This window comes from Pseudomonas sp. SCPG-7 (genome assembly GCF_002156405.1).
GTDB lineage: Bacteria > Pseudomonadota > Gammaproteobacteria > Pseudomonadales > Pseudomonadaceae > Aquipseudomonas > Aquipseudomonas parakoreensis.
Genome location: NZ_MVOO01000001.1, coordinates 368,803 through 381,498 on the forward strand (window position 1 = coordinate 368,803; position 12,696 = coordinate 381,498).

Annotated in this window: 11 protein-coding genes; 8 read left to right on the forward strand and 3 right to left on the reverse strand. The window is 60.1% G+C overall.

Going from position 1 to position 12,696, the window contains the following annotated elements:
* Positions 1–23: 23 nt before the first annotated feature.
* Both B1722_RS01780 and B1722_RS01785 read right to left on the reverse strand, forming a co-directional pair.
* Positions 24–1,064 carry an FUSC family protein gene (locus B1722_RS01780; protein ID WP_174377044.1) on the reverse strand — a complete coding sequence of 347 codons (1,041 nt, stop codon included), beginning with the start codon at positions 1,062–1,064 and terminating at the stop codon, positions 24–26.
* A 46-nt stretch (positions 1,065–1,110) separates the two neighbouring features.
* Complete coding sequence (locus B1722_RS01785) at positions 1,111–2,736, reverse strand: NADP-dependent glyceraldehyde-3-phosphate dehydrogenase (RefSeq protein WP_086791020.1); 1,626 nt, start codon at positions 2,734–2,736, stop codon at positions 1,111–1,113.
* A gap of 381 nt (positions 2,737–3,117) precedes the next feature.
* On the opposite strand from B1722_RS01785, the gene B1722_RS01790 reads away from it, so the two are divergent.
* The 3 genes from B1722_RS01790 to B1722_RS01800 all read left to right on the forward strand — a co-directional run bounded on the left by B1722_RS01790 (position 3,118) and on the right by B1722_RS01800 (position 6,159).
* Positions 3,118–3,471, forward strand: coding sequence for a cytochrome c5 family protein (locus B1722_RS01790; protein ID WP_041072631.1), 354 nt, complete (start codon positions 3,118–3,120; stop codon positions 3,469–3,471).
* A 76-nt stretch (positions 3,472–3,547) separates the two neighbouring features.
* Positions 3,548–4,876, forward strand: a complete 1,329-nt coding sequence (locus B1722_RS01795) for a D-arabinono-1,4-lactone oxidase (RefSeq protein WP_174377043.1) — start codon at positions 3,548–3,550, stop codon at positions 4,874–4,876.
* A 74-nt stretch (positions 4,877–4,950) separates the two neighbouring features.
* On the forward strand, positions 4,951–6,159 hold the full coding sequence (locus B1722_RS01800) for a DSD1 family PLP-dependent enzyme (RefSeq protein ID WP_174377042.1): 1,209 nt from the start codon (positions 4,951–4,953) through the stop codon (positions 6,157–6,159).
* 115 nt (positions 6,160–6,274) lie between these two features.
* On the opposite strand, the gene B1722_RS01805 is transcribed toward B1722_RS01800, so the two are convergent.
* Positions 6,275–6,652: a DUF6124 family protein gene (locus tag B1722_RS01805; RefSeq protein WP_086791023.1), complete on the reverse strand. Its 378-nt coding sequence runs from the start codon at positions 6,650–6,652 to the stop codon at positions 6,275–6,277.
* A gap of 414 nt (positions 6,653–7,066) precedes the next feature.
* Between B1722_RS01805 and B1722_RS28655 the strand changes: the two genes are divergently transcribed.
* The 5 genes from B1722_RS28655 (at position 7,067) to B1722_RS01835 (ending at position 12,693) form a co-directional block, all read left to right on the forward strand.
* Positions 7,067–7,897, forward strand: a complete 831-nt coding sequence (locus tag B1722_RS28655; RefSeq protein ID WP_140395975.1) for a hypothetical protein — start codon at positions 7,067–7,069, stop codon at positions 7,895–7,897.
* Between the two features lie 279 nt (positions 7,898–8,176).
* Entirely contained in the window at positions 8,177–8,788 is a 612-nt protein-coding gene (locus B1722_RS01820; RefSeq protein ID WP_086791026.1) for a transposase, read from the forward strand.
* A 57-nt stretch (positions 8,789–8,845) separates the two neighbouring features.
* Complete coding sequence (locus tag B1722_RS01825; RefSeq protein ID WP_086791027.1) at positions 8,846–10,444, forward strand: ShlB/FhaC/HecB family hemolysin secretion/activation protein; 1,599 nt, start codon at positions 8,846–8,848, stop codon at positions 10,442–10,444.
* 12 nt (positions 10,445–10,456) lie between these two features.
* On the forward strand, positions 10,457–12,256 hold the full coding sequence (locus B1722_RS01830) for a DUF2341 domain-containing protein (protein WP_086791028.1): 1,800 nt from the start codon (positions 10,457–10,459) through the stop codon (positions 12,254–12,256).
* Positions 12,257–12,267: 11 nt separating this feature from the next.
* Entirely contained in the window at positions 12,268–12,693 is a 426-nt protein-coding gene (locus B1722_RS01835; RefSeq protein ID WP_003224462.1) for a biopolymer transporter ExbD, read from the forward strand.
* Positions 12,694–12,696 lie beyond the last annotated feature (3 nt).

Here is a 12,696-nt window from a genome sequence, read left to right on the forward strand (position 1 = left end):
GTTACATGGATTTTTCCGCTGATTCAGATGTTCCAGCGCGGCGCCGTCATCGCCAGGCGTTGGCGCAGCTCGCCAATGTTCGCGGCCAGTTGTCGGGTCAGTAACCGGTAACCGTCCAGCGTGTTGTACACCGGCGTGTCGAGGCTGGCGTCCGGTAATTCCAGCGGTCGCTGCAGGCGTTGCGTGGCGCCGGACTTCAAGGCCCGTGCCATGCCAATCAGTTGCACGCGGATCACCCGGTGCTCGGCCCGCAGCGCCGATTGCAGGTGCGCCATGGCGTCGGGGTCGTTGGCATCCGGGCGGGTGTTGCCGAGGATCTCCAGCGTGCTGACGCACATGCGCAGGTTGCGTTGAATCGCGTCCAGTTCGGTCATGGAGATTTTCACTTCCTTGGACACCGAAGGCATCAGTGAGCGCAATTGCACCATCACCGTGGTCACCCGGCCCATCAGCTTCAGATGTTCATCGGCGCTGACCGGTTGACCGCTGATGATTCGCCCGTACAAGGTGGCGCAATCGCGCAGGGCATCGGCCAGGTTGTAGCGCCACGAATACACCGCGTACAGCGGCAGGGCGAAGGAAAAGGCGAGGGCCAGGGCGATGCCGATCAGGATGTCGACCCCGCGCCACAAGCCGTCGGTGATCGGGTTGTCGCCATGTCCGGCGACAATGAACACCGTGATCGCCGACAGCAGGGCGGTGTAACCGCCCTTGCCGATGGCGTGATAGGAGAAAAATCCGCAGACCACCGCCATGGCAAAGTACGTCAGCCATGGCAGGCCCAGCCATGCCTGTTGCGCCACCAGCACCAGTCCGACGCCGGCACCGATCAGGGTGCCGGTGGCGCGTTCGGCGGCTTTTTTGCCGATGTTGCCGTGGTGCTGCAGGCCACCAATCACCACCAGCATGGTCACCGACGCCCACTCGCCGTGGGGCAGGTTGATGCCGGTGGTCAGCAGGATAGTTGCCAGCAGACCCAGCGCTACCCGCACCGCGTGAATCAGTCGGGCGTGCTGGTAGCGGCGATACGGGTCCAGCAACGGACGCAGGATTCGCCGCAGCAGCGGTGGCAGTCGGTGGGTGCTGAAGGTGCTCAGTGCAAAGTCCTCGTCAGAAGATGTAGTCGGTGGTCAGGAAGCTCGAATCGCGGCCGCGAATGATTTCGCTGATCAGGTCCTTGTTGCTGTCCTGGAACTTGGTCGCCACCAGTGTGCGGATCGAAAACACCCGCAGTGCATCGTGTACCGACAGCGTGCCTTCGGCGGAGTTCTTGCGCCCGTTGAACGGGTAGGTGTCCGGGCCGCGCTGGCACTGGGCGTTGAGGTTGATCCGCCCGACCTGGTTGGCGAAGGTGTCGACCAGTCGGCCGATCGCCACCGGGTTGGTGCCGAACAGGCTCAGTTGCTGGCCGAAGTCCGATTCCAGCACGTAATCGATCACGGTATCGAGGTGGCGGTACGGCACGATCGGCACCACCGGACCGAATTGTTCTTCGTTGTAGACACGCATCTGCGGCGTCACCGGGTACAGCACGGCGGGGTAGAAGAACGACTCGCGACTGGCGCCGCCGTTCGGGTTGACCACTTGTGCGCCCTTGCTCTGCGCGTCAGCCACCAGACCGTGCAGGTAGTCGACCTTGCCCGACTCCGGCAGCGGGGTCAGTGCCACGCCGCTGTCCCACGGCATGCCTGGCTTGAGCGTAGCGAGTTTGGCGTTGAATTTTTCGATGAAGGCGTCGACCACGTCCTCATGCACAAACAGGATCTTCAATGCAGTGCAGCGCTGGCCGTTGAACGACAGCGAACCGGTGACCGCTTCGCTGACTGCGTTGTCCAGATCGACTTCGGGCAGGACGATGCCCGGATTCTTCGCATCCAGACCCAGCGCGGCGCGCAAACGGTGTGGTTTCGGGTGCAGTTTTTTCAGGTCGCTGGCGGCCTTGTTGGTGCCGATGAAGGCGAAGATATCGATCTTGCCGCTGGCCATCAGCGCGCTGACGGTTTCGCGGCCGCTGCCGTAGATCACGTTGATCACGCCGGTGGGGAAGCTGTCGCGGAACGCTTCAAGCAACGGGCGGATCAGCAGCACGCCGAGCTTGGCCGGTTTGAACACCACGGTGTTGCCCATGATCAGCGCCGGAATCAGCGTGGTGAAGGTTTCGTTCAGCGGATAGTTGTAAGGGCCCATGCACAGCGCGACACCGAGCGGCACGCGACGAATCTGGCCGAGAGTGTCCTGTTCCAGTTCGAACCGGCTGGAGCGGCGGTCGAGTTCTTTCAGTGCGTTGATGGTGTCGACGATGTAGTCGCAGGTGCGGTCGAACTCTTTTTCCGAATCCTTGAGGTTCTTGCCGATTTCCCACATCAGCAATTTGACCACGGCTTCGCGCTGCTGGCGCATACGCCCGAGGAACGCTTCGACGTGCTGAATGCGTTCGGCCACGCGCATGGTCGGCCACAGGCCCTGACCGCGATCGTAGGCACGCACGGCGGCATCAAGGGCGGTGAGGGCGGTGTCGGCGTCGAGTAGTGGGGTGCTGCCGAGGATTACTTGTTCATCGCCATTCTCGCCGTGCAGGTACACAGGGCTGCGTACCGTGGCGAGCGGGCCGTCCCAGCGCCGCAGTTCGCCATCAACGAGGTATTCGCGTTGCTCGACCTGACCGTCGAGGCGGTATTTTTCCGGGATGTCGCTGACAGAAGGGAACAGGTTGCCAAGGATGTTTGCTGTGGTCATGTCGCTACCCCGTATTGATGTCCGTATGCAGATCCAAAAGTCTGTACAGGTTATACGCCTGAATACGCGGGAATTTAAACCCGTGAATGTCACGCGAATGTCACGCAGAGAGGCGGAACAGAGCGGAATCAGCAACGCCGTTTACCCTGTGGGAGCTGGCTTGCCAGCGATTAGGCCGGCACTTGCGCGACTTTCATTGGCTGACACTCCGCTATCGCTGGCAAGCCAGCTCCCACAAGTTTTGTGGTGCTGTCCGAGCCCGAGCTCAATCCTGGCTGGCCCCGGATGGCCCCCTCGTTGTCCGGCAATGCCCTCAACCCGCTGCCGTGCCTGCCTTAAGGTGTGATCACAACAATAAGCGCTACCCAGGCGAGGATCGTTATGCGGGCAATCCCACTCACTTTTATGCTGGCGCTGTCTGTCGCCCTGTGCGGCTGCGGCGAAAAAGCTGCACCGCCGGCGACCACTCACAACGCCACGCCCTCCGACCCGGCACTGGCGCAGATCTACGCCAACAGCTGCCAGCTGTGCCACGCCAACCCGGCCGCCAACGCGCCGTTGACCGGCGACCGCAAGGCCTGGGAACCACGCCTGCGGCAGGGCACCGACACCCTGCTTGATCACGCCATCAACGGCTACAACGGCATGCCGCCGATGGGCCAGTGCGTCGAGTGTTCGGAAGAACAATTCCTGCAACTGATCGGCTTCATGGCCGATCAGCCCCTCCCACAATAAGGGCGCGCGCATGAGCATGGATCTGACACGCCGTCAGTTGTTGCAACGGGCAAGTATCGTCGGCGCGTTCAGTGCGCTGGCTTCCAATCCGGCGCTGGGCCAGTTGATGCGCGCGCCACGGCTGATTCCCTGGCGCAACTGGTCGGGCGGGCAGAGTTGCCTGCCGGCGGCGCGGGTAGCGCCAAAGAATCTGGATGAATTGACCGCAGTCATCCAACAGGCACCGGGCAAGATTCGTCCGGTAGGTTCGGCGCATTCCTTCAGTGCGCTGGTGCCCACCGACGGTACGTTGCTGTCGCTGAGCTACTTCAACGGTCTGCTCGATCACGACCCGAAAACCCTGCAAGCCGAATTCGCCGCCGGTACGCCGATGTCGCGTATGGGCAAGCCGCTCAAGGACATCGGCCAGGCCCTGAAAAACATGGCCGACATCGATTACCAGACCCTCGCCGGCGCCATTTCCACCTCGACTCACGGTACCGGCAAAAACTTTCAGTCTTATTCGGCGCACGTCTGCGGGATGCAGCTGGTGACCGCCAGTGGCGAGGTATTGGACTGCGACAGCCAGCGTCATCCGGACGTATTCAACGCTGCCCGGGTATCCCTTGGTGCGTTGGGTGTTGCCACTAAAGTCCGCTTGCAAAACCGTCCGGCGTATCGTCTGCGGGAAACCCAGTGGATCGCCAAGACCGAAGAGCTGCTTGAAGATCTGGACAAGAACACCCGCGAAAACCAGCACTGGGAAATGCTCGTGGTCACCCATTCCGACTACGCCTTGTCCATCGCCCTCAACGAAACCGGCGACCCGGCCACACCGCCGATCCCGCCCGAGGAGGAGGGTGGCAACGAGTTCGTGACCCTGATCGAGAAGATCGACAAGTACGGCAGTGACTTCCCCGGCCTGCGCACCTCGTTGCTCAACAGCTTGCGGCATCTGGCGAGTTTCGATGATCGGGTCGGTGACTCGTTCGACATCTACGCCAACGTGCGCACCGTGCGCTTCAACGAGATGGAGTACTCGGTGCCCGCCGAATACGGCCCAGCCTGCCTGCGTGAAATCCTCAAGCTGATTCAGGACAAGGACCTGCGCACCTGGTTTCCCATCGAGTACCGCTACGTCAAGGCCGACGACATTCCACTGAGCATGTTCGAGGGCCGCGACAGCTGTTCGATCTCGGTGCACCAGCATTATCAGATGGACCATCACAACTTCTTCGCCGCGGTCGAACCGATTTTCTGGAAGTACAACGGTCGCCCGCACTGGGGCAAATTGCACACGCTCAATGCGCGCACCCTGCAACCGCTGTACCCGCGCTGGCGCGAGTTTTTCGACGTACGCCAGGCACTGGACCCGAGCGGACGTTTTCTCAATGCGCATCTGTCGTCAATTCTGGGGGTGAACTGATGGCGGTCAATCGACGCAATTTTCTCCTCGGCACGCTGGGTGTCGGCGCTTTGTTAGTGGGCGTGGGCGCCTGGCTGCGACCGAGTGATCGTGGCGGCCCGTACAGCGAGTATTTTCGCGCGCTGAATAAAGAGTTGAAAGACCACGGCCCAATGCGTCCGGTGCTTTTGATCGATCTGGATCGGCTCGACCACAACATCGACGTGGTCATGCAGTCGGTGCGACGCGGCGGCAAGCAATTGCGATTGGTGGAGAAATCCCTGCCGTCACCGGGACTGTTGAGCTACATCGCGCAACGGGCCGGGACGCAAAAGCTCATGTCGTTTCACCAGCCGTTCCTCAATCACGACGCTGTCACGTTTCCCCAGTCCGACATCCTGCTCGGCAAGCCGCTGCCGGTGCGTTCGGCACAGCTGTTCTATCAAACCCACAAAGGTCCGTTCGACCCGACGAAGCAACTGCAATGGCTGATCGACAATCCCGAACGTCTGCAGCAATACCTGGCGCTGGCGCAGGGACTCGGCACACGGATGCGCATCAACATCGAGCTGGATGTCGGCCTGCATCGCGGCGGGGTCAGTGATGTAAGTGCGTTGGGGCAGATGCTCGCGCTGATCAGCGCCAACCCGCAGCACCTGGTGTTCGCCGGGTTCATGGGTTACGACCCGTTTGTGGGCATGGGCGTGCCCGGGATACTCGGTTCGCCCGAGGAACTGTTCGCCAAGGTGATGGTGATTTATCAGCGCTGCGTGGATTTCACTCGCCAGCAGTTTCCGGCGTTATGGAATGACCACCTGTGCCTGAACACCGCCGGCAGCCCGAGTTACCGCATCCATGAAAACGAGCAGTTGAGCACCGAGGTTTCGGTGGGCACGGCGATGCTCAAGCCGACGCATTACGACCTGCCTTCTCTGGTTGACCACGTGCCGGCGACCTACATCGCCACGCCTGTGTTGAAGAGTACGGGGGCGGTGAACATTCCGGCGCTGGATGACAATTTCAAATTGTTTTCGTGGTGGGACGCCAATCAGCGCCAGACCTTTTTTATTTACGGCGGCAACTGGATGGCCGAGTTCGAATCGCCCGCTGGTTTGCAGAGTAATGGCGTGTATGGTCGCAGTTCCAATCAGGAGATGGTCAACGGTTCGAATGCCGTGGGCCTGACCATTGAGGATCAAGTGTTCCTGCGACCCACCCAGACCGAGGCCGTCCTCCTGCAATTCGGTGATCTGCTGGCGGTCCGTTGCGGCAAGATCGTTGATACCTGGCCGGTTTATTCCTGAAAAAAGATCGCAGCCATTGAAGGCTGCGATCTTTTGCTTTTGCATTTCGGTGCTCTACCTACTCAGCATTTGAAACCAGTCTGGAAAAAAGCTGTGGTGAGGGCGACGGTTTCGGTCAGTTAGCGGAATAGGCTGCGAGTTCCAGATTATCCAACGCCCGGTCAACTGCCAGCTCTGCCAGCATTATCAGCTGGGCAATTCCAAGAAGCGCGTGACGCTGCGGTGCTCGCAGGTCGCCAGCAATATCACTTGCCATCACTTTCGCCGAGGCGAGGGTTTCAAACGCATTCGCCAACAGCTCTTCGGTGCCGATGTCGGGAGCTATGTGGTAAATCGTGCTCGGTTTGCGTGAAGGGTTGTCTGCTCCGTTGGCCTCTGGGTTGAGGTAGTGATCCAGTGCGCGTTCGGCGGCCTCATTGAGCTTTTTGGAATCGAGAGTTTCGTAAGGCGAGGTTGGATCAGTTTCGGGTGGGTTCGGCGTCGGTTTGAACATAAATGAAGCTCCTACAGTAAATGGAGCCACCAAAACCAGTCGCTAAACAAGTAAGGGTGGCGGCTGCACGCAGGTTAGCGAACCGGGTGTAGGCGCCCGGCAGACTCGAAAGTCTCCCACGCACAGCCGCCATAAATTCGATCGCAGACAAAACATCTGAAAAAGAATTTGGAGCGCTGGTGCGCCTACAAAGGTTCGGGTCGCTAAACCCGATCGCTGATTCGTCAGCGACCGGCAAACGATAGATCCCGAGGCCGAGGCACACAAGCCGGCGGATTCTGGCGTAGCTGTAGGTAATGACGCAAGGTGTTGTAGCTTTAAGGCGTAAAACTAAACGTAAGTAAACATTGCCCTCGGCAAAGGGTTTAGTGGAGTCTTGGTTATATGGTCTCTTCAGGTGGGGAGGATGTGAAAATGGCTGTTTGTGCACTCTGCAAGAAAGAAAGCAAATTAATCAGGAGCCATCTGATACCCAAGGCTGCATATAAGGCGGCGAGAGTTCCGACTGGAGGGGGTGGGGGATTAGTTAAGGTTTTAACTAATGAAGGCAGTGCATTTTATTCTGATGAGCAAGTAGTGGCTGACTTGCTTTGCTCTAGCTGTGAGGATCTTTTTTCAAAGAAAGGTGAAAAAGTTGTTGGGGAGCTTTGGGGCCGTGAATTATCGTTTCCACTTTTGGAAGCCCTTTCTGCGTTTGGACCGATTGCTGTTGGGCAGAGGTTCGACGTTTTTAGTCCAGATGCGCTGTCGAAGCGCGAACGCGATGCATTGTTCTATTTTGCGGTTAGCGTTTTCTGGCGAGCTAACGTTTGGCCATGGGAAAGAAAAAAAGATCGGTATGTTGGCGCCTTGGGACCTCGTTATGAACTTTCGTTTCGAGAGTTTCTGCTTACGGGTAAGGATTTGGATAATTGTTATCTTCTTTTGACGGTAAATAGCTCTGACGCGCTTCGGGGGCTAATTGCTTTTCCTGTTCAAAATAAGATTAATCGCGCGACGGTGCACATTTTTGATGTTCTCGGGCTGAAATTCTCGATGGTGGTTGGTGGTCATGTTCCACCCGAAATCAAAAAGCCCTTCGTCGAGCTAAAATCTAATCTTCTTGTTCTAACTTCACCGCTGGAGCAAGCACCGGATTTTCTCGAGCTTGTAAAATATGTGCAACGCAATGTCAGACCTCGCGGGCGACTTCTGAGTGAGGGCGGACGTTTGGTGCAGCAGAGTAAATTCTTATATCTGGCCTAACCAAATATTTAAAAGCCAATTGTGCTACAGGCGGACGCCGGGCTTGCCAGCGATAGTGTCGGGTCAGCAACCCATTCTTTGCTGACAGACCGCCATCGCTGGCAAGCCAGCTCCCACAGGTTCTTCAGCGCCCGAACAATCTCACTCCAATTCTGTAATGAAGCTTTTATGACAAAAGTTCGGTAGCACATAGCCAGTCCAGTCATGCCTATGTAACGCGCTTGAGGGGCCCAACGGGGCGCTTTTCACAAGCCGAGGCGGGACGCCGGGAGTGAGGCAATGGGGACTATGGAACGCTACTCGAAAGTGGGCATGCAGGAGCTCGATCAGCGCCTGTCGAAGATCGTCGAAGCGGCGCGCAAGAAGCCGGTTTCGGTGTATCGCTACGGCGCGCCGTGGGTCTGGATCGTCTCGCAGGATGACTGGCAGGGCGCCTTGAAAGAGGTCTCCAGTTACATTCCGCCAGGCCATTCGCTGGTGTTGCTGCGCCCGCAAATCGACGACTTGCTCGACGCTCACCAAGGCCTGCTGCACGAACTCAATGCCGAGCCCGGCATGCTCATCCCCGCGCAAACCGTCATGCACATCCTGCTCCTGCAACTGCTGTATTCGGTGCCCAGCGAACAGCAGCTGTATGAGCAGCTCAATTACAACCTGCTGTTCCGTTGGTTCGTCGGTCTTGGCCTGAATCAGAAAGTCTGGAGTTTCAACGTCCTCAGTCGCGACATCGCCACGCTGCTCAACGAGCCGCGTGCGGTGCTGCTCATTCAAAAAATCATTGGCGAAGTGTTCTGCGGTGCCTTGCTGCAAATGCCCGAGTTCTCCTTGAACTTCGCGCTGCTGCACACCTGGCTCGGCAAACACAGCGGTGCCTCGACAGCCAGCAACTGACGCAACACACAAGGCGCGCAACAGCGCCAACAGGTCATCGCGAATTCAGGGGGTAGTGTGGATCAGATTTTCACGTCACGGCTGGCGCTGTGGGGCTGGCTGCTGGTGACGGCCGGCGCGCAACCGGCATTCGCCGAAGAAGCTGCTGAAGCTGCTGCGCCGCAACGTCTGGTGGACGTCAACGAATACTTCGTGCGCGGCAACACTGTGCTCGACGCGCGGGCGATTGAAGAAGCGGTGTACCCGTTTCTCGGCCCGCAAAAAGCCATGACTGACATCGAAGGCGCCCGCGATGCCCTGCAAAAGGCTTATCAGCAGCGCGGCTACCAATCGGTGTTCGTCGAGCTGCCGGAACAAGCGGTGTCCAACGGCATCGTCTACCTGCAAGTCAGCGAAACCAAGGTCGGCCGCGTGCGTGTGGTCGGCGCCAAACACTATTCGCCGCTGGACATCCGCGACAACGTCCCGGCCCTGAAAGAAGGCGAGGTGCCGGACTTCGCCAAGGTTCAGGGCGAACTGGCGCAGCTCAATAAAACCCCTGGCCGTCAGGTCATGCCGCTGGTGCGCGAAGGTCAGCGCCCCGGCACCATGGACGTCGATTTGCAGGTCGAAGACCACAACCCGTGGAGCGCCAGCGTCGGCCTCAACAACGATTACAGCGCCGACACCGAGAAGCTGCGCGCCGTGACCAGCCTCGGCTACAACAACCTCTGGCAACTCGGCCACAGCATCAACCTGACGTACTTCACCGCGCCGCAAGACACCGACAACGCCAAGGTCTGGTCGGCTTCCTACACAGCGCCGCTGAGCGAGCGCTGGAGCGTGCAGTTTTCCGGTTATCAGTCCGACAGCAACGTCGCGACCATCGGCGGCAGCAATGTGCTGGGCAAGGGCCATTCCTACGGGGTGTCGGCGATCTACACGCTGCCGTCCAGCGGCAGTTGGTCGAACTCGCTGTCGGCTGGTATCGACTTCAAGGACTTCGATGAACGCCTGACCCTGTCCGGCGAGAGCGACAAGGTGCCGCTGAAATACGCGCCGTTCACCTTCGCCTACAACGGTTTCCGCTACACCGAAAAGAGCCAGCTAGGCCTCGGCCTGAGTCTGGTAGCGGCCACCCGCAGCATGTTCGGTTACGGCAGTTCCGACGAAGACTTCGACTACAAACGCTACCGCGCCAACCCGAGTTTCGCCGTGGTCAAGGGCGACAGCACCTTCACCTGGACCTTCGACAACGATTGGCAAAGCGCGAGCAAAGGCGCGTTCCAATTGGCGTCGGGGCCACTGGTCTCCAACGAACAATTCTCCGCCGGCGGAGCCACTTCGGTGCGCGGTTATCTGGCCGCTGAACGCACCGGGGATGACGGGGTGCTGCTCAGTCAGGAACTGCGCACGCCGTCACTGGCGAAATACGCCGGCAGCTGGATGCAGGAGTGGCGCTTCTACGCCTTCGCCGAAGGCGCGCAACTGTACCTGCGTGACGAGTTGCCGGATCAGGACGCCAGTTACGCCCTGGCCAGCGTCGGCCTCGGCACCCGCGCCAGCCTGAGCAAATGGCTGTCCGGCAGCCTCGATTGGGGCTACCCGCTACTCGAAGGGCCGAACACCTCGAAGCAGGCGTCGCGCCTGCACTTCAACCTTCAAGCCACGTTCTAAAGGAGCACGTTCATGCAGCGCCTCATTCTTTCGTTGTTGATCTGCCTGGGCTTCGTGCTCCCGGCCACGGCGCAGGCCTGGTGGCAGGACGACTGGCATTACCGCAAACAGATCGCCGTCGACACCACGCCGCAGGGTGCCGGGATCAACCAGGCGCTGGGCCGCACCGCGCTGCTGGTGCGCCTGCACACCGGCAATTTCACCTTCGATGGCGTCAAGGAAGACGGTGCGGACCTGCGCTTCGTCGCCGCTGATGACAAGACCGTGCTCAATCACCAGATCGAAAGCTTCGACGCGTTGATGGGCATGGCGCTGATCTGGGTCGATGTGCCGAATGTCGAGGGCGGCCAGCGTCAGGACATCTGGATGTATTACGGCAACCAGAAGGCCCCGGCCACCGGCAACGGCCAGTTGACGTTCGATCCGAATTACACCGCGCTGTATCACTTCGACGGCGCCACCGGCACCCCGGCCAAGGACACCACCGCCTACGGCAACACCGCGCAAAGCGCCACTGGCGCGGCGATTGACGGTGTAGTCGGGCGCGCCTTGCAGTTCAGCGGCCAGCCGTTGCTGCTGCCGGCCAGCCCATCGTTGCAGCACAACGCGGGCAGCGCGTTCACCTTCAGTGCGTGGCTGCGGCTGGACCAGGCCAATGGCGAACAACTGATTTTGGCCCGCCGTGAAGGCGCCAACAGTCTGCTGGTCGGGGTCAATCAAGGCGTGCCGTTCGTGGAGATCGACGGCCAGCGCGCGGTGGCTACTCAACCATTGAATCCCGGCCAATGGCAGCATGTCGCGCTGACCGCCGAAGGTTCGAAAGTCAGCCTGTACATCAACGGTCGTGAGGGCGCGACCCTCGCGCAAGCGATGCCGGCGTTCAATTCAGTGATGGCGGTTGGCGGTGATCTGGCCGCTGGCCCGTACCAGCCATTTGTGGGGGCCATCGACGAACTGCGCCTTTCCAAAGTTGCCCGCCCGGCGACGTTGCTGCTGGCCGACGCCACCTCGCAAGGCGCGGAGTCGAAACTGGTGGCCTACGGCGTCGACGAAGAGCAGTCCGGCTTCGGTTTCGGCAGCCTCGGATTCCTGCTCAACGCGGTACCGGTGGACGCCTGGGTGATCATCGCCGTGCTGGTGCTGATGATGTTCCAGTCGTGGATCATCATGCTGCGCAAGAACCGCACCCTCAGCCGCGTGAGCAAGGCCAACGAGGATTTCCGCGAGCAGTTCGCCAAGGTCGGTACCCGTCTGGAGATGTTCGCCGACGACGCGCAACTGGCCCAGCGTCTGCAGCATTCGCCGCTGTGGCGCCTGTACTCGGTGGCGGTCAAGGAAATCCGTACCCGCCGCGAGCAGGGCGCCGATACCTCTTCGGTGTCGGCAGCGACGATTGAAGCGATTCGCTGCTCGATGGACGGCGTGCGCACCCGCGAGAACCAGGCGCTCAGCTCGAAACTCTCGACCCTGTCCAACGCCATCGCTGGCGGTCCGTACATCGGCCTGCTCGGCACCGTGTTGGGGATCATGGTGGTGTTCCTCGGCACCGCCATGGCCGGCGACGTCAACATCAACGCCATCGCGCCCGGCATGGCCGCCGCATTGCTCGCCACCGCCATGGGCCTGTTCGTCGCGATCCCGGCGCTGTTTGGCTACAACCGCCTGATCACCCGCAACAAGGAAGTCAGCGCCGACATGCGCGTGTTCGTCGACGAGTTCATCACGCGTCTGGCGGAGATGCACGGCGAAGGCCAGTCCAGCGAAGCGGCGCATCAGCGCGGCCATCACGCCAACCACTCCGTACCGGCCTGAGGAGCACTGCCATGGCGTCCGTAAATGCCTCCCACGACGATGACGAAGATGCAGCGGTGGACAGCATCAACATCACCCCATTGGTCGACGTGCTGATGGTGGTGCTGGTGATGTTTATCCTCACCGCCACCGCGCAGGTTTCCGGGATCCAGATCAACCTGCCCAAGGCCAGCGCCTCGGTGTCGCTGTCGGAGGCCAAGACCAAGGCGATTTCGGTCAACGACGGCGGCCAGGTGTTCCTCGACGCCTACCCGGTGACCCTCGCCGAGTTGGAGGAGCGCCTGCGGATCGAGAAAGCGCAGAGCCCGGACTTCCCGGTGATCGTGCGCGGCGACGCCACGGTGCAGTACCAGAAGGTCATTGAAGTGCTGGATCTGTTGCGCCGGCTCGAACTGTCCCAGGTCGGTCTGGTGACCGGCAAACCGACGCAGGGCTGAGTG

What these genes read in the sequence shown, in the direction of transcription:
- B1722_RS01785 (WP_086791020.1), bottom strand. Translation starts at nt 2,736, where the DNA reads ATGACCACAGCAAACATCCTTGGCAACCTGTTCCCTTCTGTCAGCGAC.
- B1722_RS01835 (WP_003224462.1), top strand. Translation starts at nt 12,268, where the DNA reads ATGGCGTCCGTAAATGCCTCCCACGACGATGACGAAGATGCAGCGGTG.
- B1722_RS01805 (WP_086791023.1), bottom strand. Translation starts at nt 6,652, where the DNA reads ATGTTCAAACCGACGCCGAACCCACCCGAAACTGATCCAACCTCGCCT.
- B1722_RS01820 (WP_086791026.1), top strand. Translation starts at nt 8,177, where the DNA reads ATGGGGACTATGGAACGCTACTCGAAAGTGGGCATGCAGGAGCTCGAT.
- B1722_RS01790 (WP_041072631.1), top strand. Translation starts at nt 3,118, where the DNA reads ATGCGGGCAATCCCACTCACTTTTATGCTGGCGCTGTCTGTCGCCCTG.
- B1722_RS28655 (WP_140395975.1), top strand. Translation starts at nt 7,067, where the DNA reads ATGGCTGTTTGTGCACTCTGCAAGAAAGAAAGCAAATTAATCAGGAGC.
- B1722_RS01830 (WP_086791028.1), top strand. Translation starts at nt 10,457, where the DNA reads ATGCAGCGCCTCATTCTTTCGTTGTTGATCTGCCTGGGCTTCGTGCTC.